This window comes from Rathayibacter caricis DSM 15933 (assembly GCF_003044275.1).
GTDB lineage: Bacteria > Actinomycetota > Actinomycetes > Actinomycetales > Microbacteriaceae > Rathayibacter > Rathayibacter caricis.
This window is the reverse complement of sequence record NZ_PZPL01000001.1, coordinates 1,200,728-1,225,805: the sequence shown is the minus strand read 5'-3', so window position 1 is coordinate 1,225,805 and position 25,078 is coordinate 1,200,728. Positions and strand designations below refer to the sequence as shown.

The window sequence follows — 25,078 nt, the reverse complement described above, 5'->3', positions numbered from 1 at the left end:
GGTTCGATTCGCAGGGGATGCGGGCGGGGTCGGTTCGATCTGCAGGGGACATGCGGATCGGACGGCAGTGGCAAGCGGAGGAAGGGGCTTTCCCGGGCGGATCACCTGCAGATCGTGCATCCCCCTGCAGATCGCGCAGGAGGGCGGAGGAGCGGCAGCGGTCGCGGAGCCGGCGGCCCGCGCCCGCGTTACCGGAGGGAGGACACGGAGGGGTGGCCTCCCGGTCCGGCTCTAAGAGGGGGGTTCCCGAGAACCCGCCGGGGGATAGCGTCGGCCGCGACTCCGGTCCACGACACGCGGTTCAGCGTCGGACCCTCGCCCGCGCCCGACGTCGCAGCGTCTCCCCTCCCCTCTCGCGCGCAGCGCGGCACATCCGGAAGCAGCCCCGTGACCCGCAGAAGAACAGTCCTGAGCTGGAGCGCGATCGTCACGGCGCTCGCGCTGATCCCCGGCGGCGCCCCGGCAGCGTCCGCGACGCAGTCCGCGACCGAGTCCGTCTCGCTGGGCCGCTACATCGTCCGCACGACGGGCGTCGCGGCCGCCGGCAGCGCCGCCGCCGCCCTGCCGCTCGACCGGATCCTGCACCGCTACAGCCGGGCGCTGAACGGCTTCGCCGCCGAGCTCACGGGCACCGAGGTCGCGGCCCTCCGCCGACTCCCGTCGGTCGTCGATGTGACGGCCGACGGCGAGACCCGCGCGAGCGCGGAGCAGTCCGACCCGGCCTGGGGCCTCGACCGGCTCGACCAGCGCGCGACGACCGGCGACGGCGTGTACCGCTACTCGACGACGGGCGCCGGAGTGACCGCCTACGTCCTCGACACCGGCGTGCAGGCGAGCCACGACGAGTTCGGCGGGCGGGTGAGCGGCGGCTACGACGTCGTCGAGGACGACGCCGACGCGCTGTCCGACTGCAACGGTCACGGCACCCATGTCGCGGGCACCATCGGCGGAGCGACGTACGGCGTCGCCAAGGACGTCGCGATCGTGCCGGTGCGCGTCTGGAACTGCTCCGGGCAGGGGACGTGGAGTGACATGATCGCCGCGATCGACTTCGTCATCGGCACGCGGACCGGACCGTCCGTGATCAACATCAGCGGAGGCGGCGGCGCGTACGCCCCCGTGGACGAGGCCGTGGAACGGGCCGTCAGCAGCGGGATCCCGGTGATCGTCTCGGCGGGCAACAGCACCGCGGACGCCTGCGCCGCGAGCCCCGCACGCACTCCGAACGCCCTCACGGTCGGCGCGACGGAGCCGGACGACAGCCCCGCCTACTACTCGAACCACGGCCCGTGCCTCGACGTCTGGGCGCCCGGATCGTCCGTGCTCTCGGCGGCTCCCTGGTCCGACTCCGCCACCGCGGTCCTGAGCGGGACGTCCATGGCCGCGCCCCACGTCACGGGCGTCGTCGGCCGCCTCCTCCAGGCCGAGCCCGCCGCGACCCCGGCGCGACTGGCCGCGCTCGTGACCTCGAGCGCCACGTCGGCGGTCCAGGACACGAACGGATCCACGAGTCGCCTCCTCTACGCCGAAGGCGCCTCCACTCCCCCGACCCCGACCGCCGTCCGCGCGATGGCCGGGGCGGCCGACCGCACGGCGACGCTGACCTGGGCGCCCCCGGCATCCGACGGCGGCTCGGCGATCACCGGCTACCGCGTCTCGCGGACCGGGACGGATGCGGCGGGCAACGGCCCCTGGTCCACCGTCGTGCCCGCGACGGCGCGCTCCCAGCGCTTCTCCGATCTGGTGGCCGGGTCGTCCTACGAGCTGAGCGTCCGGGCGATCAACGCCCTCGGGGCCGGAGCGATCGGATCGGCGGCGGTCACCGTTCCGCGGGTCACCGTCCAGGGCGCGCCGACCGGCGTCTCCGCGAGCCCGAACGACACCGCGCGGTCCGCCGTGCTCAGCTGGTCACCGCCCCTCGCCGACGGCGGCTCGCCCGTCACCGGCTACCGGGTCGCGCGGGACGGCACCGACGCGTCGGGCGCCGGAGCGTGGTCCACCGTGCTGCCGGCCACGGCGCGCTCGCAGACGTTCACGAACCTCCGCGCGGAGACGGGCTACACCCTCACCGTGCAGGCCGTCACCGCGATCGGGACGGGGTCCGCCTCCAGCGCGACCGTCCGTCTCGCGCCGACCGCCCGCCTCACCTCCGTCCCTCCCACGATCACGGGAACCGCGCGAGTGGGCTCGACCCTCACCGCGACCCCGGGGGCGTGGGGACCGGCTCCGGTGACCTACGCCTACCAGTGGCGGGCCGACGGCTCCCCGCTGAGCGGAGCGACCGCCGCCACGTACCGGCCCTCGAGCGCGACGCTCGGCACGGTGATCACCGTCACGGTCACCGGGACCAAGACCGGGTACGCGGCGGCGAGCCGCACCTCCGCGGCGACCGCGGCCGTCGCCTCCGGCACGCTCACCACGGCCACGCCGACCGTCACCGGCACCGCGAGGGTCGGCTCCGTCCTCACCGCCGTCCCCGGCGCGTGGGGACCCGCTCCGGTCTCGTTCACCTACCAGTGGAAGGCCGGTGGAACGGTGCTGTCCGGCGCGACGGGCGCCACCTACACGCCCTCGAGCGCCACCGTCGGGAAGACGATCTCGGTCACCGTGACCGGAGCGAAGCCGGGCTTCACCACCGCCGTCCGCAGCTCGAGCGCCACCGCAGCCGTGGTCGCCGGCACCCTCGTCGCGCCCACTCCGACCGTCTCCGGCACCGCGAAGGTCGGCTCGCTCCTCACCGCGAATCCCGGCGCCTGGGGCCCGGCGCCGGTGACCGTCTCGTACCAGTGGCGGACGAACGGGACCGCGATCAGCGGTGCCGTCTCGTCGACCTACCGCCCGACCACCGCCACCGCCGGCACGAGGATCACCGTCGCGGTGACCGGGAGGAAGACCGGCTACACGACGGCGACCCGCACGTCAGCGGCGACGGTCGCCGTCGTCCGGTAGCGCGACTCGCCCGCCACGCCCCGAGGTCCTTGTGCTATTGTAAGGACATAAGCTGTCCCCCTCGAGGAAGTCGTACACCGTCGTATGAGAAGAGCACGCCCGCGCGCCACCGCCCCTCGCCGAGGCACCCGATGAAGGCGTCCGTCGCCGGAGCGCCCGTCAGCTTCGGGGTGTTCGAGCTGACGCCCGAGGGTGCCGAGGTCGTCGGCCCCGACGAGCTGGTCGACGTGCTCGCCGAGACCGGCTACACCGGCGTCGACCTCGGCCCCGTCGGCTACCTCGGCCGCGGCGCGGAGCTCCGCCACCGCCTCGAGCGCGGTGGACTCGACCTGGCGGGCGGCTGGATCCAGCTCCCCTTCTCGGACGACGAGGCCTTCACCGCCGCCCTCCCCCAGCTGCACGAGACGCTCCGGATCTTCTCCGAGGCCTCCGAGGGCGGGCCAGCGCGGCTCCCCCTGCCGACCTTCGCCGACGACGGATCGGATGCGCGGCGCGCCTCCCCCGGTCGCGGCGCCGCCACCGATCCGCTCGGCGAGGAGCGCTGGTCGACCCTCGTCGCCAACGTCGAGCGCGCCGTGGAGCTGACCCGCGCGGCGGGCTTCGAGCCGACCTTCCACCACCACGCCGGCACGTTCATCGAGTCGCCGGAGGAGATCGACCGCTTCCTCGGCGCGGTCGACATCGGCCTCACCCTCGACACCGGCCACCTCTTCATCGCCGGCGGCGACCCCCTGCTCGCCGTCGAGCGCTGGGGCTCGCGGATCAACCACCTGCACCTCAAGGACGTCGACCTCGCCGAGCTGCAGCGCGTGCTCGCCGCGGGCGGAGGGATGCGCGAGGTCTGGTCCTCCGGCTCCTTCGTCGCGTTCGGACGCGGCGACATCGACCTCTCCGCCGTGATGACCGCGGTCGACCTCCTGGGCTACGACGGCTGGATCGTCGTCGAGCAGGACGTCCTGAACGCGCCCGACGCCGTGATCTCCGAGTTCCGCGACGAGCGCGGCGCCGACCAGCGGGTCAACCGCGACGCGCTGCGCGACTGGGCCTGACCCCTCCTCCCGCCCTCTCCGGGCACCCGACGCCCCTCGGGGCAGCAAGGACAAGTGACGTGACCACGACCCCGCTCCGCTTCGGACTCATCGGCACCGGCCGCATCGGCCAGGTGCACGCCGCGAACATCGCCGCGGATCCCGACGCCTCCCTCTCCTGGGTCTGCGACCCGTTCGTCGACGGCGCGAACGCCGTGTCGGCCCGCTACGGCGGCACCGTGACGACCGACGCGGCCGAGATGTTCGCCTCCGGCGGCATCGACGCCGTGCTGATCGCCTCGCCCACCGCGACCCACGTCGACCTCCTCGAGGCCGCGATCGAGGCCGGCATCCCGGCGCTGTGCGAGAAGCCGATCGACCTCGACATCGCGCGCGTCGACGCCCTGCTGCCCCGTGTCGAGTCCTCCGGCGTGCCCATCGCGCTCGGCTTCAACCGCCGCTTCGACCCCGCCTTCGCCGAGGCGCGGGCGCGCGTGGCGGCCGGCGAGATCGGCGAGCTCGAGCAGCTCTCGATCATCAGCCGCGACCCGGCGGCGCCGCCCGCCGCGTACATCGGAGTGTCGGGCGGCATCTTCCGCGACATGACGATCCACGACTTCGACATGGCCCGCTTCTTCCTCCCCGACATCGTCGAGGTCACCGCCACCGGCACCACGACCTTCGACCCGGGCGCCCGCGAGCACGGCGACTTCGACACCGCGATGGTGACCCTCCGCTCCTCCTCCGGAGCCCTCGTCTCGATCACCAACTCGCGCCACAGCGCCGTCGGCTACGACCAGCGGATCGAGGCGTTCGGCGCGAACGGCTCGCTGCAGGTGTCGAACTCGCTCACCAGCCTCGTCAGCCTCTCGACCGCGTCGAGCGTCGAGGCGAAGCCGCCGTACCAGGACTTCTTCCTGGAGCGGTACTCCGCCGCGTACGTCGCGGAGCTGCGCGCGTTCATCCGCCTGGCCCGGGGCGAGGAGTCGACCAGCCCGACGTTCGCCGACGGCCGCGCCGCGCTGATCCTGGCCGACGCCGCGGCCCGCTCGGCCGTCGAGCGCGTCTCCGTCGCCGTCGAGGTCTGAGACCGCGATGACCGTGCGCCTGGCCGCCTCGGCCGAGATGCTCTTCCGCGAACTGCCCGTCGTCGACCGCGTCCGCCGGCTCCACGAGCTCGGCTTCGAGGTCGAGATCTGGGACTGGTCGACGAAGGACCTGCCCGCCCTCGCCGCCACCGGAGCGACGTTCTCGTCGATGACCGGGTACCTCACCGGCGACCTGATCACGACCGACGGCATCGCGGAGCTGCTGCGCACAGCGGAACTGTCGCTCGCCGCCGCCGAGACGATCGACTCCCCGCGGCTCAACCTGCACGGCACGGGGCTCGACCCCGACGGCCTGCCGGTGCGCCCCGGGACCGACGTGACGGCCCAGGAGCGGGAGCGGGCGGTCGACACCCTGGCCCGGCTCGCCGCGCTGGGCGAGCGCCACGGGCGGGTCTTCACGCTCGAGAACCTCAACCTCGCCGTCGACCACCCGGGCGTGCCGTTCGCCCGCGCCGAGGACACCCTCGCACTCGTCAGTGCCGTCGACAGCCCGGGGCTGCGCTTGAACCTCGACCTGTACCACGCGCAGATCGGCGAGGGGAACCTGATCGAGCTCGTGCGCCGCGCCCTGCCGTGGATCGGCGAGATCCAGGTCGCGGACGTGCCCGGGCGCTGCGAGCCCGGCACGGGCGAGATCCGGTACCCCGCGATCGCGCAGGAGCTGCGCGCGCTGGACTACGACGGCGTCGTGGGCCTGGAGGCGTGGCCGTCGGGCGACTCCGACACGGCGCTGGAGCGCTTCCGCGCGGCGTTCGCCTGACGACGGCACGACCGGGGACGTGCCTCTCGGCGCGCTCGGGTCTCGATACGCCCCTGCGGGGCTACTCGACCAGCAAGCTGTGCTGATCGAGTAGCCCGCGCAGCGGGCGTCTCGAGATCCACCGACGACGAGGAGGGGGCGGGGCGCCGAGCGCCCCGCCCCCTTCCGCCGTCTCAGAGGTCGTACGTCGTGTCGCCCTCCACGCGCCCGACCTGCTCCCACGCCCGGGCGCGGTCGCTCCGCACCGCCGCCTCGACGATCTCGGCGGCCGACCAGGCGTCGGCGGCCGACGGCGCGAGCTGGCGCCCCTCCAACACCGAGCGCAGGAAGAGTTGCGCCTCGATCGTCTTGAGGTCGTCGAAGCCCATGCTCGTCCCGGCTCCCGGCTGGAAGCGGGCGAAGTCGCCGAATCCCGGCTGCGCCATGATCGTGCGGTAGCCGCTCGTGTCGTCGGCGAACTGCAGCTCGTTCAGGCGCTGGAAGTCCCAGCGCAGCGAGCCCTTCGTGCCGTAGACCTCGAGCGCGTACTCGGCCCGCGGCCCGATCGCGACGCGGCTCGACTCGAGCACCACCACGGCGCCCGACTCGAAGCGGCCGAGCAGCGCGGCGTAGTCCTCGTTCTCGACGGGACCGGTCGCCCCGCCCTCCTCGCCCTTGCTGAAGTGCCCGGCCGCGCCGGAGCCGGGCAGCGGCCGCTCCCGGATGAACGTCTCGGTCAGCCCCGTGACGGAGTCGATGCGCCCCGCGACGAACTGGGCGAGGTCGGCTCCGTGCGACAGCAGATCGCCCAGCACGCCGGACCCCGCCCGCTCGCGGACGAACCGCCAGGTCAGAGCGCCGAGCGGATCGGCGGAGTAGTCGGCGAGCAGGCTCACCCGGACGTTGGTCACGGTCCCGATCGCGCCCGCGCGCACGAGCTCGCGGGCACGTGCGACGGCGGGCGCGTGGCGGTAGTTGAAGCCCACCGAGGTGACGACGCCGGCCGCAGAGGCGGCGCGCGCGATGTCGGACGACTCCGCGGCGGAGCGTCCCATCGGCTTCTCGATCCAGAACGGCTTGCCCGCGGCGGCGGCGGCGAGCGCCACCTCGCGGTGCAGGAAGTTGGGGGCGCAGATCGACACCACGTCGACCTCGGGATCGGCCAGTACCTCGCGGTAGTCCGAGGTGGTGCGGCGGTAGCCGAGGACCTCCTCGGCGCTGCGGCGGACTCCCGCGTCGGTGTCGGCGGCCGAGACCAGCTCCACGGTGGCGGACAGTTCGGGATAGTGGTCTCGGACGGCGCGGTACGCCCGCGAATGCAGGCGCCCCATCCATCCCAACGAGACCAGGCCTACTCCGATGCGGGGCGATGAGGACACGATGCTCCTGACGTATTCGACTCTGAACACCCCCATCGTAGCTCAATGATAGAATGTATTGACATGAATGATCCCCTCGCTCATACTCGACCCGACACCGACGTCACCCCGGACCGTCCCGCGCGACGCGATCCGAACCGAAGGGACTTTTCAATGAAGAAGCGATTCCTCGCCGGCCTCGGCCTGGCGGCGGCCACCGGAGTGCTCCTCGCCGGCTGCACCGGTACGGGCCAGGAGACCGCGGCCACCACGACGGAGGGCGGCGACCTCACCTACGCCGTCGTCACCCACTCCGGACCCGGCGACGCCTTCTGGGACCGCGTGAAGTCCGGCGCCGAGGCGGCCGGAGCCGACTACTCCGCCACCGTCACCTACAACTCCGACCCCGACCCCGCGAAGCAGTCGCAGCTCATCGACAACGCGGTCGCGCAGGACGTCGACGGGATCGTGGTCTCGATGGCCAACCCCGACGGTGTCCGCGACAGCGTCGAGAAGGCCGTCGCGGCGGGCATCCCCGTCGTCACGATCAACTCCGGCATCGAGCGCTCGGCCGAGTTCGGCGCCCTCACCCACATCGGCCAGAGCGAGACCGTGGCCGGAGAGGCCGTGGGCACGCGACTCGCCGACGCCGGCCTCACCAACGCGCTCTGCGTCATCCAGGAGGCGGGCAACGTCGGCCTCGAGGAGCGCTGCAAGGCCGCCGCGAGCACCTTCGGCGGCACGATGACGAACCTGCAGGTCGACGGCACGAACGACGCCGAGGTCAAGGCGACGATCAAGTCGAAGCTGCAGGCCGACCCGTCCATCGACGGAGTGCTGACCCTCGGCGGCCAGTACGCCATCGACGCGGTCGGTGCCGTCGAGGAGTCGGGCAGCACCGCGCAGATCGGCACCTTCGACCTCTCGGAGGACGTCGTCTCGGCGGTCGAGGCCGGCAGCGTCCTCTTCGCAGTCGACCAGCAGCCCTACGTCCAGGGCTTCCTGGGTGTGACCGCGCTCGAGCTCTACGCGACCAACGGCAACATCATCGGCGGTGGCCAGCCCGTCTACTCCGGACCGGCCTTCGTCACCGAGGACAACGCGGCCGAGGTCGCGGAGTTCGCCGCCAACGGCACCCGCTAGAGCGCGACCCGCTCCAGACCCCCACGGGGGCCGGTGCGCCCCGCGCCCGGCCCCCCGCTCGTCCCACGAATCAGGAGTCACCGTTGACGACCACAGACATCGTGACGATCGCGACGAGGCCCCGCCTCGAGCGGCGTCCCATCCGCAAGATCCTCGCCAGGCCCGAGACCGGCGCCTTCGTCGCGGCCCTCGCCGTGCTGGTGTTCTTCTCCCTCTACACCCCGCAGTTCCTCAGCCTCGCCGGAGCCGGCGTCTGGCTCGAGTCGGCCTCCACCTTCGGCATCATGGCCGTCGCCGTCGCCGTGCTCATGATCGGCGGCGAGTTCGACCTCTCGGCCGGTGTCATGACCGGGTTCTCGGCGCTGATCGTCGGCATCCTGACCACCCACTACGGGCTGAGCATCTGGGTCGCCGTCCTCGTCTCGCTCGTCGTCTGCCTCGGCGTCGGCGCGCTCAACGGCGTCCTCGTGATGAAGACCGGGCTCCCCAGCTTCATCGTGACCCTCGGCACCTTCTTCGCCCTCGCGGGCATCGACCTCGCGGTCACCAAGCTCATCACCGGGCAGGTGGCGATCCAGGGCATGACCCAGGTCCCCGCGTACGACTCGATCCAGCCGCTCTTCGGCGCCTCCCTCCAGATCGGCAACGGCACGTTCTACATCTCGGTGCTCTGGTGGTTCGTCGTGACCGCGGTGGCCACCTGGCTCCTGCTGCGCACCCGCGCCGGCAACTGGGTCTTCGCCGTCGGCGGCGCCCTCAACTCCTCGCGCCAGGTCGGCGTGCCCGTGTTCAAGACCAAGATCGGCCTGTTCATGGGAACGGCCGGAGCCGCGTGGCTGGTCGGCATGATCTCGCTCTTCCGCACCTCGACGGTGCAGGCGAACACCGGCGTCGGCCAGGAGTTCATCTACATCATCTGCGCGGTCGTCGGCGGCTGCCTCATGACCGGCGGCTACGGCTCCGCGATCGGCGCCGCCCTCGGCGCGCTGATCTACGGCATGGTCTTCCAGGGCATCACCTTCGCCCAGTGGGACACCAACTGGCTCCGGACGGTCCTCGGCGGCATGCTGCTCGCCGCGGTCCTCCTGAACAACTTCGTCCGCACACGAGCAGGAGGCGGGCGATGAGCACCGACACCGCAGGACCCTCGACCGGGCGACCGGCCACCCCGAAGACCCCGGTGGGCACGACCATCGTCGAGGTCAGGGACATCGGCAAGAGCTACGGAGCCGTCAACGCGCTCGCGGGGGTCTCGACCACCGTGAACGCGGGGCAGGTCACCTGCGTGCTGGGCGACAACGGCGCGGGCAAGTCGACCTTCATCAAGATGCTGGCCGGCGCCCACACCCCCACCGAGGGCACGCTGCTGCTCGACGGCGAGCCGATCACGTTCGCCTCGCCCCGCGCGGCCCTCTCGGCCGGCATCGCCACGGTCTACCAGGACCTCGCGGTCGTGCCGCTCATGCCCGTCTGGCGGAACTTCTTCCTCGGCTCCGAGCTGACGACGGGCGTCGGTCCGTTCCGCCGCCTGGACGTCAAGTCGATGAAGCAGATCACCTTCGACGAGCTCGCCCGCATGGGCATCGACCTCCGCGACGTCGACCAGCCCATCGGCACCCTCTCGGGCGGCGAGCGCCAGTGCGTCGCGATCGCCCGCGCCGTCCACTTCGGCGCCCGCGTGCTGATCCTGGACGAGCCGACCGCCGCGCTCGGCGTCAAGCAGTCCGGCGTGGTGCTGAAGTACATCGCCCGCTCGCGCGACGAGGGCCTCGGAGTGGTGTTCATCACCCACAACCCGCACCACGCGTACCCGGTCGGCGACCGCTTCCTCCTCCTGAACCGCGGCACGAGCCTCGGCAACTTCGAGAAGAGCGAGATCTCGCTGGCGGAGCTCACCGGCCTGATGGCCGGCGGCGCCGAGCTGGACTCGCTGGCGCACGAGCTGCAGCGCGAGATGCCCGACTCCCCGGTGGCCCGCGAGGTCGCCGCCGAGGCCGGGGTGGCCACGACGCCCGCGGGTCCGCCCCGGGCCTGACGAACCACCCCTCCGCGATCCGTCGCGATCCGCTCCCCTCCCTGCCCGGGAGGAGCGGATCGCGGCGGATCGTTCTCGTGCGGGCGGCGTGCGCTGTCGGCGCAGGGCGTCGGCGCACAACCGCGGGGTGCGCGGTGCGGAACATCTTCTGAGGAGGGGGTCTGACGGCTGACAGCCGAGAGACCTCGTCCTCAGCTGATGATGCGCAGCGGAGTTGCGCGGCAGAGCCGTGCTCGACGGCCCGCGACCGCTCCGACCTCCGCGGGACGGCCACGACGGCTCCGACCTCGACGGCATCGATCCGTCACAGACGGCCGGCTGCGCGGCCGCAGCGGCCACTCACGCCGGATCAGTCGACGGATTCCCGGCGACGACCGTCCGCACCGGATCGACGGCCCCAGCCCACTCGTCCGTCACCGACGGCCGGTCGAACCGCTCCGCGACGACCGATCACCCCGGATCAACGGGCGCACTCACGGAGACGACCCTTCGCGACGGATCGACGGCACCGGCACACCCCTCCGTCACAAGCGGCCCGTCGAATCACCCGGTAGCGACCACCCGTGACGGATCAAGGGGCAGTGCGAGGGGGCGTTCAGGGTCGCGAGGAACAGAGCGAGCGCACGGCGGAGCGAGCGAGCGCGTCTCAGACGCGCCCGAGAGTGACGATGTCCTCCAGGAACTCCGCCGCGACCTGCGGCGACACCGTCGCCCGGGTCGAGGCGATCGCCGCGGCGTAGTCGTCGGTCGACGGGCCGGAGTCGTCGGCGCCCGAGTAGACCGCCGATTCCAGGGCCGTCTGCGACGCCTTCCGCGCCGCGTACTCGATGTCGGCCGGCGAGAAGCCCTCGGTGCGCTCGACGAGCACCTCGACGTCGACGACCGCGGCGGCCGGGATGTAGCGCGCCCAGATGGCGCGGCGGGCCTCGGCGTCGGGCAGGCCGATCGGGATCACGTAGTCGAAGCGGCCGTGGCGCAGGAACGCGGAGTCGATCGCGCGGATGAAGTTCGTGGCGCAGATCAGCAGCCGGTCGGGCTGCTCGCGGAAGGCGGGGATCAGCTTCAGCAGCTCGTTCGTCACGCCCTGCGTCGGCGACGGCGGCTCGCCCTGCCGGTGCGAGGCGATCTCCTCGACCTCGTCGAGGAACACGACCGCGCGCTCGAGTCCGGCGATCGCCTCGAAGGTCTGGCGGAGGCCGCCCGCGAGACCGGCCGGATCGGCGGCGAGACGCGAGGGGAACACCTCGACGAACGACCACTCCAGGCGCGAGGCGATGGCCTTCGCGAAGGTGGTCTTGCCGGTGCCGGGCGGGCCGAACAGGACCACGGAGCGCGGCGGGGCGACTCCGTAGCGCTCGGCGAGACCCGGACGCGCCAGGGGCATCACCAGTCGTCGCTCCAGCAGCTCCTTCTCGGCGGTCATGCCGCCGACCGCGTCCCAGAGGCCGCGCGGCAGCACGCGGCCGCCGAGCTCGGCGAGCAGCCGCAGCTCCTCCCCCTGCACCGGCACGCGCCGCTCGAAGTAGTGCAGGTTCTGCCCCACCTCGAAGCCCTGGCGGAGGAACGCGCCCACGCGGGTCTCGGCCGCGGGCATCAGCGCCGAGAGCTTCGAGATGCCGGCGGGCGCCATGCGCGATTCGAGCGCTGCGAGCAGAGCGGAGCCGATCCCACGGCCCCGGTGCTCGGGTGCGGTCGCGAGGAACACGACCCAGCCCTGGGCGTGCGCAGCACGGCCGACCGCCGCACCCACGACCCGGTCGCCGACCAGGGCGACGACGGCGTGGTCCTTCGCGCACGACGCCAGCACCTCGGCGAGGTTGTAGACGGGCCGGGCCTCGGAGGCGTTCACCTGCTCCCAGAGGCGCAGCACGCCGTCGACGTCGTCGGAGTGGTGATCGCGGATCCGCCAGCCGGTCACGCGGCACCCACGGGCAGCCGGTCGCGGTCGTAGGTGATCGCGCTGTAGCCGTGCGGAGCGGGCCGCCCGTCGTCGCCGAGGCTCACGAACACGAGGCGCTCGATCACGAGGATGCTGCGCCGGGTGATCATGTTGCGCACCTCCGCGCGCATCGTCAGCGAGGTGCGCCCGAAGGACGTCGCCCGCAGGCCCATCTCGATCAGGTCGCCCAGCACGGCGGACGAGACGAAGTCGATCTCGGAGATGTACTTCGTCACCGCGCGCGGATTGCCGAGCTGGAGGATCGCGTAGATCGCGGCCTCCTCGTCGATCCAGCGCAGCAAGCTGCCGCCGAACAGGCTGCCGTGCGCGTTGAGATCCTCGGGCCGCACCCATCGGCGCGAGCGGAAGGTGACTCCCTCGTCCTCCTGATCGGGCACGACGGCTCAGATCACCGGGAGCAGGATGTCCCGCACGAGCGCGTCGAGCTGCGCATCGGCGTCCAGGAACTGGCGGAGGGTGCGACGGGTCGCTCCGAAGGAGTCGAACTCGTCGATGGTCATGCCGTCCTCGAGGTAGGCGCGGCGGAACTCGGGGAGGCGCTCGAGCAGCGTCTCGAGGATCTGCGGCGGGACCGGGACGTCGATGCGGTCGGGTTCGGCCTCGATGCCGTTCTCGTTGATGAGCAGCTGCCACTCGAAGGGCGGCGAGACCACGAGGTCGCCGCCGACGAGCTCCGACCACTGCAGGTGGTTGCGGAACGCGGCCGACAGGATGCGGGAGCGGTAGCCGCGCTCCTGGAAGATCCGGTACGCCTCCTTCAGCGCGGCGACGCCGCCCCACTCCAGGTAGCCGGGGTCGAGCAGCAGGCGGTCGGCGGCGGCCGAGGCCTTCAGCCAGTCGTCCAGGCGCCCGCCCATGATCGTGACGACGCTGCCGAACTCGCGCTCGGGCTCGCCGTCGGCGGCGCGGGCGTCGAGACCCCGCTCGATCGCCTCGGCGACGGCGACCGCCTGCGCGACGGTGAACGAGACGGTGGCGTTGATGCTCACTCCGCGGCGGGTCGCCTTCTCGATGGCCTCGATGCCGACCTTCGTCGCGGGGATCTTCACGATGATGTTCTCGGCGAGGTGCGAGAAGTGCACGGCCTGCTCGACGAGGGCGTCGGCGTCGCGGTGCAGGCGCGGGTCGGTCTGCACCGAGAGCCGGCCGTTGCGGCCGCCGCTCTCGCGGAAGGCGGGGAGGAGCAGCTCGGCGGCCTGGACCGACATCTCCTCGATCGCGAGCCAGCCCAGGGCGCTCTCGCCCAGGGTGGGGTGCTCGGCGGCCAGCTCGGCCAGGCGCGGGCCCCAGACGTCGAGGTTCTTCCGGATGGTCGTGTAGGCGATCACCGGGTTGCAGGTCGCTCCGACGGCGCCGAACCCGATCGACCGGGAGAGTTCCGAGAGGTCCGCCGAGTCGTTCCAGAGACTCGTCGGACTCGCCGCCGCCGCCCGCGCGAGGGGCGTGCTGGTGTCGCTGGTGGTCAGGACGGTGCTCATGGAGGCTCTCTCTCGACGGTGGCAGGAGGACCAGAGCGGGGCGTCTTCGTCCTTATGTCCTAACATACTATCTTTCTCATGCAGTTGCGACCGGACAAACGGCCGATATGTCAGGATGAAGGGCCGACGAGCGAGAGCGGAGACCATGCCTCAGGACGAGCAGATGCTGCCCCCCGACTTCTTCCTCGGGCTCGACCGCTCCGGTCCGGTGCCGCTCTACTACCAGGTGTCGAACCTGCTCGAGAAGGCGATCCTCGACGAGACGCTGCCGGCCGGCGCCCGCCTCGAGAACGAGGTCGCGCTCAGCGCCCGCCTCGGCCTCTCGCGCCCGACCATCCGCCGCGCGATCCAGGAGCTGGTCGACAAGGGCCTGCTCGTGCGCCGCCGTGGCATCGGCACCCAGGTCGTCCACGGCCGGGTCACCCGCAACGTCGAGCTGACCAGCCTCTACGAGGACCTCGAGCGCACGGGGCAGAAGCCCGAGACGACGCTCCTCTCCTCCTCCGTCGAGGGCGCCGACGAGAAGACCGCCGAGGCGCTCGGCGTCGCGGTCGGCAGCCCGACCCTGCACCTCAAGCGCGTGCGCTCCGCCGATGGGGTACCGCTCGCGATCCTCGACAACGTGCTGCCCGAGGCGTTCGTCGACCTCGATGAGGAGTCGCTCGCTCGCCACGGGCTGTACCAGCTGCTGCGCGGCCGCGGAGTCACGATGCGCGTCGCGAAGCAGCGGATCGGCGCGCGCTCGGCCACCGCCTCCGAGAGCCGCCTGCTCGACCTGCCCAAGGGCGCGGCCGTGCTGACCATGGGGCGCACGGCGTTCGACAGCTCGGGCCGCGCGGTCGAGTACGGCCAGCACTGCTACCGCCCGGACCTGTACTCGTTCGAGATCACGCTCGTCGAGCGCTGACCTGGGGTCTGCCGCCGATCCGTCCGGAGGCGGTTCAGAGGAGGCGTCTCCTCAGGGCAGCGGCTCCCTGCCCGCTGATCGAGTAGCCCGCGCAGCGGGCGTATCGAGATCCACCCACTCCAGAAGACCCGACCGAGAGACCGAGCCGCTGGGACCGTCGGGTCTCGATACGCCCCTGCGGGGCTACTCGACCAGCAACAGAGGCGCGACCCCCTGCCCGCTGATCGAGTAGCCCGCGCAGCGGGCGTATCGAGATCCACCAGCTCCAGGACATCGCGGTTCTCGATACGCGCCTGCGGCGCTACTCGACCAGCAGGCGGGGGCGGTCCGAACCCCTTCGGGGCGCGGTCAGCCGAGGAGGGGGCGGCGGGCGGCGGAGTGCTCGACGTACTCCTCGCGGGCGCGCTGGGTGCCGGGCAGGGTCGAGGTCTCGGCGACGGGAACGTCCCACCAGCCCTCGCCGCTCGGCGCGTACTGCAGAGGGTCGCTCTCGATGTGGATGAGCGTGGTCGTCGCGGACGCCTTCGCGGCCGTGATCGCGCGGCCCAGGTCGGCCACCGCCTCGGGTCCGCGGGCGATCTCGATCGTCTCGACACCGTAGCTGCGCGCGTTCGCGGCCAGGTCGACGGGCAGCACCGCGCCGCTCCCGTCGCGGTAGCGCGTGCCGTAGCGCTCGCCTCCGAGGGTCTCGGACAGGTGCCCGATCGACGCGTAGCCGTGGTTCTGCAGCAGGACCACGATGATCTTCAGCCCCTCGGCCACCGCCGTCACGAGCTCGGTGTGCAGCATCAGGTAGGAGCCGTCGCCGACCATCACGATCGCGTCGCGGTCGGGAGCCGCGCGGCGCACGCCCAGTCCGCCCGCGATCTCGTAGCCCATGCACGAGAAGGCGTACTCGACGTGGTACCCGAGGCTGTCGCGCACCCGCCACAGCTTGTGCAGGTCGCCCGGGAGCGAGCCCGCCGCCTGCACCACGACGTCGCGCGGGTCGGAGGCCGACTGCACGGCGTGGATGATCTCGGCCTGACCGGGCAGCTCGCCGCCGGAGGGCTCGAACGCGCGGTCGACCACGGCGTCCCACGCCGACTTCTCCTCGGCGGCCCTCCGCGACCACTCCTCCGGAACACTCCAGCCCTCGAGCGCGGCGAGCAGCGCCTCCAGAGCCTCGCGGGCGTCGGCGATGACGGGCAGCTGCGAGCCGTGCTTGTAGGCGTCGAAGGAGGCGACGTTGATGTTGACGAAGGTCACGTCGGGGTTCTGGAACGCGGTGCGGCTCGCCGTCGTGAAATCGGAGTAGCGGGTGCCGACTCCGATGACCACGTCGGCCTCGGCCGCGAGCCGGTTCGCGGCGGTGGTGCCGGTCGCTCCGATGCCGCCGAGGTACTGCGGGTGGTCCCAGAGCAGGGAGCCGCCGCCGGCCTGCGAGGTGCCGACCGGGATGCCGGTGGCCTCGACGAGCGCGCGGAGGGCGTCCTCGGCGCCGGAGTAGACCACTCCGCCGCCCGCCACGATGATCGGCTTCTTCGCCGAGCGGATCGCCTCGACGGCGCGCGCCAGCGGTCCGCGCTCGGGGACCGGGCGGCGGACGTGCCACTCACGGGGCGCCAGGAACTCCTCGGGCACCTCGAGCGCCTCGGCCTGGACGTCCTCGGGGAGGGCGATGGTCACGGCGCCGGTCTCGGCGGGGTCGGTCAGCACGCGCATCGCCGCGAGGGCGATCGAGAAGAGCTTCTCGGGGCGGTCGACACGGTCGAAGAAGCGCGACAGCGGGCGGAACGCGTCGGTGACCTGCACGCTCGTGTCGTGCGGCAGCTCGATCTGCTGCAGCACCGGATCCGCGACGCGGGTCGCGAAGGTGTCGCTCGGCAGCAGCAGCGCGGGCAGGCGGTTCGTGGTGGCGAGCGCGGCTCCGGTGAGCATGTTCGCCGCGCCCGGACCGACGGAGGCGGTGCTCGCGAACGTCGCGCGACGCCGGCGCATGCGCGCGTAGCCGACCGCCTGGTGCACCATCGCCTGCTCGTTGCGCGCCTGGTGGTACGGCATCAGTCCCGGCTGCTCGGCCTCGAGCTGCTGCAGCGCCTGCCCGATGCCGGCGACGTTGCCGTGCCCGAAGATGCCGAACGTGCCGGCGATGGTGCGCTCGCGGTGGTCGCCGTCGACCGTCCACTGGTTCGCCAGGAACTCGATCAGCGCCTGGCCGACCGTCATCCGCCTGGTGGTGCTCATGTCGTGCCGTCCTTCTTCGTCGAGGGGTGTCGTGTCGGTGCCGGGGGTCAGCGGTCGTAGGGGAGGCGCGGATCGATGTCCTGACCCTCCCACGTCGCGCGGATCCAGCCGTGGGCCGGGTCGTCCGAGATGTTCCAGACGCGCTCGGGATCCGGCCCCGCCATCACGTTGAGGTAGTAGAGGTCGTAGCCCGGCGCCGCGACGCACGGGCCGTGCCAGCCGTACGGCAGCAGGGCGACGTCGCCGGTGCGGACCTCGGCGAGCACGTCGATCTCGCCGGCCGGCGAGGAGTAGGTGCGGAGGAAGCCGAACGGGTCGGCCTGCGCGGGGGCGTCGAGGCCCTTCGCGACGGCGGTCTCGAAGTAGTAGATCTCCTCGAGGCGCGACTCCTGGCCCGGGATCGACTCGTCGTGCTTGTGCGGCGGGTAGCTCGACCAGTTCTCGGCCGGAGTGATCACCTCGCAGACGATGAAGCGCCCGGCCTCGAGGGCCTGCGGCGTGCCGAAGTTGTGCACCTGCCGGCTCGAGCGGCCGGCGCCGCGCAGCTCGATCGGCACCTCGTCGCGGGTGATGTGGCGGCTGGGGTGCACCTCGGCGGTGGGCGCCTCGGCGACGGCGACGCGCCCCTCCCCCTCGAGCGTCGCGGAGGCGAGGCTCGAGAGGTAGAGGACGTCGCTCGGACCGTCGAAGACCGAGACCCGACCCTCCAGCAGGGTGGTCTCCGACGGACCCGAGCTCTGGTGCCGGACCGTGAACGATCCGGACAGCGGGACCACGAGGCGCTCCACGCCGTCGGCGGGGAGCTCGAGCACGGTCCCCGCGGCGAGGTCGGCGACGCGCAGGCCCGTGTGCTGCCAGCCCGCGCGGGAGTCGTCGACGACGGACTCCCACCCGTCGCGCGCGAGGGCGCCGCGGGGGAACACCCAGTCGTTCTGCGTGGTCATGTGCGGGGGCCTTCCGTGGAGGAGGTGGGGGTGGGAGTCGGGAGGTGGTGGGTCTCGATACGCCGCCTTCGCCGGCTACTCGACCAGCAGAGGAGACCGATGCGGCGGGCGTCCCCTTGCTGATCGAGTAGCCCGTGGAGCGGGCGTATCGAGATCCACCCTCCTGATGACGGCGGTCTCGATACGCCGCTGCGCGGCTACTCGACCAGCGAAGGTGAGCGAGCGCAACCGGCGATCCGCGTGTCAGCGGATCGTCGTGCGCGGACGCAGGACGCTCTGCGGAACCCTGCCTCCTGCCCTGCCGACTGCGGCCGATCGACGAGCGCAGCGAGGAGAGAGGCTTACGAATGCTGCGGGAAGCCGAGGTTGATGCCGCCGTGCGACGGGTCGAGCCAGCGCGAGGTGATCGCCTTCTGCTGCGTGAAGAAGCGCACGCCCTCCGCGCCGTGGGCCTTCGTGTCGCCGAACAGCGACGACTTCCAGCCGCCGAACGAGAACGTCGCCACCGGCACCGGGATCGGCACGTTGATGCCGATCATGCCCACCTGGACCTCGCTCTGGAAGCGGCGGGCCGCTCCTCCGTCGTTCGTGAAGATCGCCGTGCCGTTGCCGAACGCGCCGCCGTTGATCAGCTCGACGCCCTCCTCGTAGGTGCCCACGCGGACGATCGAGAGCACCGGTCCGAAGATCTCCTCGGTGTAGGCGCGAGACGTGGTCGGGACCTTGTCGAGCAGCGTCGGGCCCAGCCAGAACCCGTTCGGGTCGCCGTCGACCTCGATGCCGCGACCGTCGATGACGACCTCGGCGCCGTCCTCCTCGGCGATCGCGATGTACGAGGCGACCTTGTCGCGGTGCACCTCGGTGACCAGCGGACCCATGTCGCAGCCGCGACGCCCGTCGCCGATGCGCAACTGCGACGCCCGGTCCTGGATCTTCGAGATCAGCTCGTCCGCCACCGGCTCGACCGCGACGACGACCGAGATCGCCATGCAGCGCTCGCCCGCGGAACCGAAGCCGGCGTTGATGGCGGAGTCGGCCACGAGATCGAGGTCGGCGTCGGGCAGCACCAGCATGTGGTTCTTCGCCCCGCCGAGCGCCTGCACGCGCTTGCCGTGCTTGGTGCCGGTCTCGTAGACGTACTGGGCGATCGGAGTGGATCCCACGAAGGAGATCGAGCGGACGTCCGGGTGCGTGAGCAGCCCGTCCACCGCCTGCTTGTCGCCGTTCAGCACTGTGAAGACGCCGTCGGGGAGACCGGCCTCCTTCCACAGCTTCGCGAGCCAGATCGCGGCGGTCGGGTCCTTCTCGGACGGCTTGAGTATCACGGTGTTGCCCGCGGCGATCGCGATGGGGAAGAACCACATCGGCACCATGGCGGGGAAGTTGAACGGCGAGATGATGCCGACGACTCCGAGCGGCTGCTTGGTCGAGTACACGTCGACGCCGGTCGAGACCTGCTCGGAGTACTCGCCCTTGAGGTGGTGCGCGAGCCCGGTCGCGAACTCCACGACCTCCTGGCCGCGCGTGATCTCGCCGAGAGCGTCCGAGACGACCTTGCCGTGCTCGGACGTGATGATCTCGGCCAGCTCGCCCTTCTTCGCCTCGAGCAGCTCGCGGAAGCGGAACAGGATCTGCTGGCGCTTGGCGAGCGACAGGTCGCGCCACGCGGGGAACGCGGCCTTCGCGGAGGCGATGGCGGCCTCGATCTCGGCGTCGTCGGCCAGCGCGACCTCCTTCGTCGCGACTCCGAGCGCCGGGTCGAAGACCGGAGCGGTGCGGCCGGAGGTCGACGGCGACTCGCGGCCGTCGATCCAGTGCGGCACCACGGCGAGCGCGTGGATCGGTTCGGTTCCCAGGGTTTCGGACATGTTCCTTCTTCTCTTCTCGAAAGGGGAGGTGTCAGCCGTGCACGAGCGCGGCGGCGGTGTCGACCGCGCCCGCGACGTCGCCGTCGGGCGGGTAGAGCAGGGTGCGGCCCACGACGAGCCCGCGGACTCCGGGCAGCGCGAGCGCCGCCTCCCACGAGGCGTAGGTCTCGTCGGGGCTGCCGGAGGGATCGCCGCCGAGCAGGAGGGTGGGCAGCGTCGTCGACGCCATCACCCGCTCCATCTCGGGCACGACGGGCAGCTTGAGCCAGGAGTAGGCGGACGTGTTGCCGAGCCCGGCGGTGATCGCGATCGAGGTGATGACCGCCTCCGCCGAGAGGTCGTTCTGCACCGCGCCGTTCGCCCAGCGGCTGAGGAACGGCTCGAGCATGATCGGCACGCGGGCCGCCGCCGCCGCGTCGACCGCGCGGGCCGACGCCTCGATGGTGGCCGCGGTCGCGAAGTCGCCGAGGTTCACGCGGAGGAGCAGCTTCGCGAAGTCGATCCCTGCCGCCACGATGCCGGGCACGTCGTACCCGGTGAAGCGGTCGTCCATCTCGAAGCGCGCGCCCTTGAGGCCGCCGCGGTTCATCGATCCGACGACGACCTTGCCCTCGAGGGCGCCCAGCAGGGCGAGGTCCTCGATGATGTCGGGCGTGCCGAGCACGCCGTCCACACCCGGGCGCTCGAGGGCGGTGACGAGGCGGGCGAGCAGCCCGTAGCGGTCGGCCATGGCGGTCGGGTCGTCGCGGACGCCGAGGGCGCCGCGCGCCGGGTGGTCGGCGGCGACGATGAAGAGGCGGCCGTCCTCGGCGAGCAGCGGCCGGCGGACGCGGTCGCGCACGCGGGGCAGCACGGTCTCGGGGGCGGTGGTGCGGATCTCGCGCAGCGTCTCGAAATCGAGGGCGGCGAGGGTCTCAGGCAGCGACATCGGCGATGCTCCTCACGATCTCGGCGACCTCGTCGGTCGAGGGCATGGCGGTCGAGCACTCCCGCCGCGAGGCGACGATCGCTCCGGCGACGTTGGCGAAGCGGAGCACCTCCTCGAGCGACCAGTCCTGCAGGAGGCCGTGGCACAGGGCGCCGCCGAAGCCGTCGCCGGCGCCGAGGCCGTTGACCACCTCGACCGCGTAGGGAGCGACCTCGACGGTCTCGTCGCGCGTCTTGGCGAGCACGCCGCGCGGGCCCTGCTTGACGATCGCGAGGTCGAGGCCGCGGTCGAGCAGTGCATCGGCGGCGCGGTGCGGGTCGGTCTCGCCGACCGCGATCTCGCACTCCTCGCGGTTGCCGACGGCGACGCTCACGTGCTCGAGCGCGCGGGACACCTCGCGGCGGGCGATCTCGGGCGACTTCCAGAACATCGGCCGGTAGTCGAGGTCGAGGATCGTGAGCGGGCGGCGGCCGCGCGCCTCCCAGGCCGTGTGGTGCGCGGTGCGGCTGGGATCCTCCGAGAGGCCGGTGACCGTGGACCAGTAGATGCGGGCCCGGGCGATCGAGTCGAGGTCGAGCTCGTTGACGGTGATGACCAGGTCGGGGGCCTTGGGCGCCCGGTAGAAGTAGAGCGGGAAGTCGTCCGGCGGGAAGATCTCGCAGAAGGTGACGGGGGTGTTCAGCCCCGACACGGTGCGGACGAACTCGGCGGAGGCGCCCAGGCGCTCGAGCTCGCGCGAGACGAAGCGGCCGAAGGGGTCGTCGCCGGTGCGGGTGATGATGGCGGACTTCAGGCCGTGCTTCGCGGCGGCCACGGTGACGTTCGCCGCGCTGCCGCCGAGGTACTTGCCGAAGGTCTCGACGTCCTCGAGGCCCACTCCGTCCTGGAGCGGGTAGATGTCGACGCCGGAGCGCCCGATGGTGATCAGGTCGAAGGGAGTGTGCTCGGTCATACGTCGCTGTACAACTTCCTTGTCGAGGGGGTGGGCGCGGTGCTTCTGCGGCCCGCCATGTACTTACATATGAACATACAGGAGAACCCTCGCGCTGTCACCCGCAGCCGCCGCGATCGGAATGAGCCGGTCGCGGCGGCCGCGCGATCAGACCCGCGTCGCCGTGTAGACCACCCCGTGCTCGGGGTGCAGCAGCGGCGCCATCAGCCCCGCGGAGGCGAGCGCCGCTCCCGAGACGACCGTGCCGATCCGCTCGCCCCGCGGCACCCATGACGGCGCAGCGTGAGCGTCCGCCGACGGCTCCGCTCGGAGCCCCCACCACTCGGCGGGAGTCGTGCCGCGCCCCACGCCGCCGATGACCACCGGCTCGACGCGGTAGGACGCGTCGGGATCGAGACCCGGCAGCCGGACGCGGCCGGGCGACACCACCTCGGAGCGGGCGAGCGAGACGAGCGAGTAGACCGCCGCCGAGCGGTCCGCCGCCACGACGCCGTGCACGGCGAGCGTCGCGTCGGGGTGGTCGAGGCGGACGAGGTCGCCGCCGTGCAGGAGCGCGCGCTGCTCCTTGTGGAACGCGATCCACGCGCCGAGCTCGTCGAGCTCCTCCTCGGTGGCCGTGCGCAGATCCCACTCGACGCCCAGGTGCCCGAAGAGGGCCGAGACGGCGCGGAAGGACAGGTCGTGCCGGCGCCCGGTGGTGTGCGAGAGGGCCGAGGCGATGTGCGAGCCCATCAGCTCCGGCGGGATCAGCTGCGTCGTCCAGCGGTTCATCTGCTGACGGTCCAGCGGGTCGATGTTGTCCGAGACCCAGACGCGGTCGGTCCGCTCGAGCACGCCGAGGTCCACGCGCGCGCCGCCGGAGGAGCACGACTCGATCTCGAGGTCGGGGAAGCGCTCGCGGATCTCGTCGACCAGGCGGTAGAAGGCGAGGGTCTGCTCGTGCACTCCCGCCTCCCCGCCGGGCGGGCGCCCCGCGTCGACGAGGTCGCGGTTGTGGTCCCACTTGATGTACGCGATGTCGTACTCGTCGAGGATCGCCGTGATCGCGTCCCGGAGGTGCGCGAAGCAGTCGGGGTTCGCCAGGTCGAGCACCTGCTGCGTCCGGGACTCGACGGGCAGGCGGCCTCCGGTGGACAGGATCCAGTCCGGGTGCGCGCGGGCGAGATCGGAGTCGGGGTTCACCATCTCGGGCTCGAACCAGAGGCCGAACTGCATCCCGAGCGCCCGGACGCGGTCGACGAGCGGGTGCAGCCCGTCGGGCCAGACGTCGCCCGAGACGGTCCAATCGCCCAGGCCCGAGCGGTCGTCGCGACGGCTGCCGAACCAGCCGTCGTCGAGCACGTACCGCTCGATGCCCAGCGCGGCGGCGCGCTCGGCGAGCTCGGTCAGCACGTCGAGGTCGTGGTCGAAGTAGACCGCCTCCCAGACGTTGAGCGTCACGGGGCGGGCGGAGGAGGGGTGACCCGGCCGGGCGCGGAGCATCCGGTGGAACCGGCGCGCGACGGCGTCGAGTCCGACGGCGTACGAGCCGTGCACCCAGGGGCTCCGGTAGCTCTCGCCCGCGGCCAGGCGGACCTCGCCGGGGAGCAGCAGCTCCCCTCCGCCGAGCAGCTGCACGCCCGTCGAGACGCGCTCGACCTGGTGCACGTGGTTGCCCGACCAGCCGGTGTGCAGCCCCCAGACCTCGCCGTCGGCGAAGCCGAAGCCGGGCGCTCCGACCGAGAGGAGGGTCGCGGCGTCGGCACCGGTGCGGCCGTGGCGGCCCTCGCGGCGGTGCGCGCCGATGCCCACGGGGCGCCGCTGCGGCGCGCGCTCCTTGCCCCAGCGCCCGGCGAAGTCGAGGATCTCGCTCGCCGTCGCGGGCACGGGCAGGCACAGCAGCAGCTCGTCGAGCTGGTAGACGTCGTCGCCGAGGTTGGTGACCTCGGCGCGGGTGCGGACGACTCCCGACGCGTCGAGCTCGAGCTCGATCTCGACGGCGAGCCCCGCGACGGCGTCGACGGCCCGGACCCGCAGCGATGCGGCGCCGGTGGCGACGACCAGCGGAGCGTCCTGCGGGAGCGTGGAGGCACTCCCTCCCTCGGTCACCGAGATCGAGGCGACCGTGAAGCGCGGCGACCAGTCGGCGCCGGAGCGCGAGCCGCTGAGCCCCGGGCGTCCCGTCCAGCCCGTCCAGTGCTCGGGGAGGAGCGCGACGCGGACGGGCTCGTCGACGTCGTTCGGGCCGACGGGCGTCCGACCCGCCGCGGCGAAGGCCTCAAAGGCCTCGAGGTCGAGCGGGCCGGTGTCGGCGCCCCAGTGCAGGACGGCGGGGAGCCGGTCGTCGCTGAGGTCGACGACGAGCGAGACGCCGGCGGTGCGCATCACGACGCCGGTCGTGCGGGGAGAGGTCATGTCGGGGGGCCTTTCGTGGAGGTGACGGGGGCGCGGTGGGCGCCGCATCCGCAGGACTCGCGGAGGATCAGCTCGCCGGGGAAGGTCGTGATGCTCTTCGGCGGCGGACCGGTGTGGAGGACGGCATCGATCGCCGCGCGGGCCATGGCGCGCACGGGCTGCTGGAGGGTGGTGAGGCGGGGGACGCTGAAGGCCGACTCCGACGTGCCGTCGTAGGAGATGACCGCCAGGTCCTCGGGGATGCGGAGGCCGTGGTCGGCGGCGCCGCGGAGGAAGCCGATGCCGATGAGGTCGGAGCCCGCGAAGACCGCGTCGGGACGGCCGGGCCCCGAGAGCAGCCTCGCCGCCGCCTCCAGCCCGCCCTCCCGCGACCACCCGGTGATCTCGATCGGGCCGGGCTCGAGCCCGGCGTCGCGGAGCGTCCGCTCCCAGCCGATCTGCCGGGGATCGGTGCGCTGATCGGGGTCGGAGCTCGCACCGAGGACGAGCGCGACCCGCCGGCGGCCGTGCACCTCGACGAGGTGCCGCACCGCCTCCGCCGCGCTCCCGATCGCGTCCACCCCGATGGAGGGGGCTCCCTCGATGGGGTGGAACGCGTCGATCACGACGGTCGGGACCTGCGCGTCCGAGGAGGAGCCGGGCCGCAGGCCCTGCAGGACGCTCGCGATGATCAGCCCGTCCACCCCGCGCGAGCCCATCTCGGTGACGAGCCGCTCCTCGTTCTCGGCGTCGTCGTGGGTGTTGGCGATGAGGAGGGCGTAGCCGCGCTCGGCGGCCGCGGTCTCGATCTGCAGGGCGAACTCGGCGAAGTAGGGGTTGCTGCTGTCGGGGATGAGGAGGGCGAGGACGTGCGTGCGGCCCGTGCGCAGGGCGCGCGCCGCGGTGTTGGGCACGTAGCCCAGCTCCTTGATCGCCTCGTGCACGCGGCGCTCCTTCTCGGGCGAGACGCGCTTGGCGCCGGTGAGCACGTAGCTGACGACCGCCGTGCTCACCTGGGCGTGCTCGGCGACCTGGTTGCGGGTCGGCGCCTTGCGCGGCAGCGAACGATCGAGCACAGCGG

Annotated in this window: 19 protein-coding genes; 8 read left to right on the top strand and 11 right to left on the bottom strand. The window is 72.3% G+C overall.

The genetic code is table 11. The features are described from left to right. The first annotated feature begins 387 nt into the window (after positions 1-387). From C1I63_RS05680 to C1I63_RS05665, 4 genes are all read left to right on the top strand, one after another. Positions 388-2,949, top strand: a complete 2,562-nt coding sequence (locus tag C1I63_RS05680) for a S8 family serine peptidase (protein ID WP_107574103.1) — start codon at positions 388-390, stop codon at positions 2,947-2,949. Between the two features lie 131 nt (positions 2,950-3,080). Beyond that, positions 3,081-3,998, top strand: coding sequence for a sugar phosphate isomerase/epimerase family protein (locus C1I63_RS05675; protein WP_107574102.1), 918 nt, complete (start codon positions 3,081-3,083; stop codon positions 3,996-3,998). A gap of 59 nt (positions 3,999-4,057) precedes the next feature. Further along, complete coding sequence (gene iolG / locus C1I63_RS05670) at positions 4,058-5,065, top strand: inositol 2-dehydrogenase (protein ID WP_107574101.1); 1,008 nt, start codon at positions 4,058-4,060, stop codon at positions 5,063-5,065. A 7-nt stretch (positions 5,066-5,072) separates the two neighbouring features. Next, entirely contained in the window at positions 5,073-5,846 is a 774-nt protein-coding gene (locus tag C1I63_RS05665; RefSeq protein ID WP_107574100.1) for a TIM barrel protein, read from the top strand. 173 nt (positions 5,847-6,019) lie between these two features. Here the strand turns inward: C1I63_RS05665 and C1I63_RS05660 are convergent, their stop codons facing one another. Then, on the bottom strand, positions 6,020-7,204 hold the full coding sequence (locus tag C1I63_RS05660; RefSeq protein ID WP_244906989.1) for a Gfo/Idh/MocA family protein: 1,185 nt from the start codon (positions 7,202-7,204) through the stop codon (positions 6,020-6,022). Positions 7,205-7,357: 153 nt separating this feature from the next. On the opposite strand from C1I63_RS05660, the gene C1I63_RS05655 reads away from it, so the two are divergent. The 3 genes from C1I63_RS05655 (at position 7,358) to C1I63_RS05645 (ending at position 10,361) form a co-directional block, all read left to right on the top strand. Further along, the gene (locus C1I63_RS05655; protein WP_056865910.1) at positions 7,358-8,326 is read left to right on the top strand and encodes a sugar ABC transporter substrate-binding protein; all 969 of its coding nucleotides are present in this window, start codon (positions 7,358-7,360) and stop codon (positions 8,324-8,326) included. Positions 8,327-8,409: 83 nt separating this feature from the next. Beyond that, positions 8,410-9,453, top strand: coding sequence for an ABC transporter permease (locus C1I63_RS05650; protein ID WP_056865909.1), 1,044 nt, complete (start codon positions 8,410-8,412; stop codon positions 9,451-9,453). Next, entirely contained in the window at positions 9,450-10,361 is a 912-nt protein-coding gene (locus tag C1I63_RS05645) for an ATP-binding cassette domain-containing protein (protein ID WP_107574098.1), read from the top strand. The genes C1I63_RS05650 and C1I63_RS05645 overlap by 4 nt, the downstream gene beginning before the upstream one ends. A 646-nt stretch (positions 10,362-11,007) precedes the next feature. On the opposite strand, the gene C1I63_RS05640 is transcribed toward C1I63_RS05645, so the two are convergent. Genes C1I63_RS05640 through C1I63_RS05630 form a run of 3 tightly spaced genes read right to left on the bottom strand, consistent with a single transcriptional unit; the run spans position 11,008 to position 13,799 of the window. Beyond that, a complete protein-coding gene (locus tag C1I63_RS05640; RefSeq protein ID WP_107574097.1) occupies positions 11,008-12,279 on the bottom strand; it encodes an ATP-binding protein in 1,272 nt (423 codons plus the stop codon). After that, positions 12,276-12,698: an acyl-CoA thioesterase gene (locus C1I63_RS05635; protein WP_107574096.1), complete on the bottom strand. Its 423-nt coding sequence runs from the start codon at positions 12,696-12,698 to the stop codon at positions 12,276-12,278. The genes C1I63_RS05640 and C1I63_RS05635 overlap by 4 nt, the downstream gene beginning before the upstream one ends. Before the next feature lie 6 nt (positions 12,699-12,704). Then, positions 12,705-13,799: a transaldolase family protein gene (locus tag C1I63_RS05630; RefSeq protein ID WP_107574095.1), complete on the bottom strand. Its 1,095-nt coding sequence runs from the start codon at positions 13,797-13,799 to the stop codon at positions 12,705-12,707. A 145-nt stretch (positions 13,800-13,944) separates the two neighbouring features. Here C1I63_RS05630 and C1I63_RS05625 point away from each other — a divergent pair, with 145 nt between their 5' ends. Then, positions 13,945-14,706 carry a GntR family transcriptional regulator gene (locus C1I63_RS05625; protein ID WP_107574094.1) on the top strand — a complete coding sequence of 254 codons (762 nt, stop codon included), beginning with the start codon at positions 13,945-13,947 and terminating at the stop codon, positions 14,704-14,706. A 348-nt stretch (positions 14,707-15,054) separates the two neighbouring features. Here C1I63_RS05625 and iolD read toward each other — a convergent pair whose 3' ends face one another. From iolD to C1I63_RS05590, 7 genes are all read right to left on the bottom strand, one after another. Next, the gene (gene iolD, locus C1I63_RS05620) at positions 15,055-16,932 is read right to left on the bottom strand and encodes a 3D-(3,5/4)-trihydroxycyclohexane-1,2-dione acylhydrolase (decyclizing) (RefSeq protein WP_107574093.1); all 1,878 of its coding nucleotides are present in this window, start codon (positions 16,930-16,932) and stop codon (positions 15,055-15,057) included. Positions 16,933-16,979: 47 nt separating this feature from the next. Then, entirely contained in the window at positions 16,980-17,876 is an 897-nt protein-coding gene (iolB, locus tag C1I63_RS05615) for a 5-deoxy-glucuronate isomerase (RefSeq protein WP_107574092.1), read from the bottom strand. A gap of 341 nt (positions 17,877-18,217) precedes the next feature. Next, positions 18,218-19,744 (bottom strand): CoA-acylating methylmalonate-semialdehyde dehydrogenase, encoded by a 1,527-nt coding sequence (locus C1I63_RS05610; RefSeq protein WP_107574091.1) that lies wholly within the window; start codon positions 19,742-19,744, stop codon positions 18,218-18,220. A 31-nt stretch (positions 19,745-19,775) separates the two neighbouring features. Further along, entirely contained in the window at positions 19,776-20,672 is an 897-nt protein-coding gene (locus C1I63_RS05605) for a Cgl0159 family (beta/alpha)8-fold protein (protein ID WP_056868996.1), read from the bottom strand. Next, complete coding sequence (gene iolC / locus C1I63_RS05600) at positions 20,659-21,624, bottom strand: 5-dehydro-2-deoxygluconokinase (RefSeq protein ID WP_107574090.1); 966 nt, start codon at positions 21,622-21,624, stop codon at positions 20,659-20,661. The genes C1I63_RS05605 and iolC overlap by 14 nt, the downstream gene beginning before the upstream one ends. Positions 21,625-21,771: 147 nt before the next feature. After that, positions 21,772-24,018 carry an alpha-galactosidase gene (locus C1I63_RS05595; RefSeq protein WP_107574089.1) on the bottom strand — a complete coding sequence of 749 codons (2,247 nt, stop codon included), beginning with the start codon at positions 24,016-24,018 and terminating at the stop codon, positions 21,772-21,774. After that, positions 24,015-25,073 (bottom strand): LacI family DNA-binding transcriptional regulator, encoded by a 1,059-nt coding sequence (locus tag C1I63_RS05590; protein WP_107574088.1) that lies wholly within the window; start codon positions 25,071-25,073, stop codon positions 24,015-24,017. The genes C1I63_RS05595 and C1I63_RS05590 overlap by 4 nt, the downstream gene beginning before the upstream one ends. Positions 25,074-25,078 lie beyond the last annotated feature (5 nt).

Excerpts from the sequence above, each read along its gene's own strand:
- C1I63_RS05630 (WP_107574095.1), bottom strand. The coding sequence starts at position 13,799 with ATGAGCACCGTCCTGACCACCAGCGACACCAGCACGCCCCTCGCGCGG.
- C1I63_RS05605 (WP_056868996.1), bottom strand. The coding sequence starts at position 20,672 with ATGTCGCTGCCTGAGACCCTCGCCGCCCTCGATTTCGAGACGCTGCGC.
- iolC (WP_107574090.1), bottom strand. The coding sequence starts at position 21,624 with ATGACCGAGCACACTCCCTTCGACCTGATCACCATCGGGCGCTCCGGC.
- iolB (WP_107574092.1), bottom strand. The coding sequence starts at position 17,876 with ATGACCACGCAGAACGACTGGGTGTTCCCCCGCGGCGCCCTCGCGCGC.
- C1I63_RS05665 (WP_107574100.1), top strand. The coding sequence starts at position 5,073 with ATGACCGTGCGCCTGGCCGCCTCGGCCGAGATGCTCTTCCGCGAACTG.
- C1I63_RS05675 (WP_107574102.1), top strand. The coding sequence starts at position 3,081 with ATGAAGGCGTCCGTCGCCGGAGCGCCCGTCAGCTTCGGGGTGTTCGAG.
- C1I63_RS05595 (WP_107574089.1), bottom strand. The coding sequence starts at position 24,018 with ATGACCTCTCCCCGCACGACCGGCGTCGTGATGCGCACCGCCGGCGTC.
- C1I63_RS05610 (WP_107574091.1), bottom strand. The coding sequence starts at position 19,744 with ATGTCCGAAACCCTGGGAACCGAACCGATCCACGCGCTCGCCGTGGTG.
- C1I63_RS05655 (WP_056865910.1), top strand. The coding sequence starts at position 7,358 with ATGAAGAAGCGATTCCTCGCCGGCCTCGGCCTGGCGGCGGCCACCGGA.
- C1I63_RS05645 (WP_107574098.1), top strand. The coding sequence starts at position 9,450 with ATGAGCACCGACACCGCAGGACCCTCGACCGGGCGACCGGCCACCCCG.
- iolD (WP_107574093.1), bottom strand. The coding sequence starts at position 16,932 with ATGAGCACCACCAGGCGGATGACGGTCGGCCAGGCGCTGATCGAGTTC.
- C1I63_RS05625 (WP_107574094.1), top strand. The coding sequence starts at position 13,945 with ATGCCTCAGGACGAGCAGATGCTGCCCCCCGACTTCTTCCTCGGGCTC.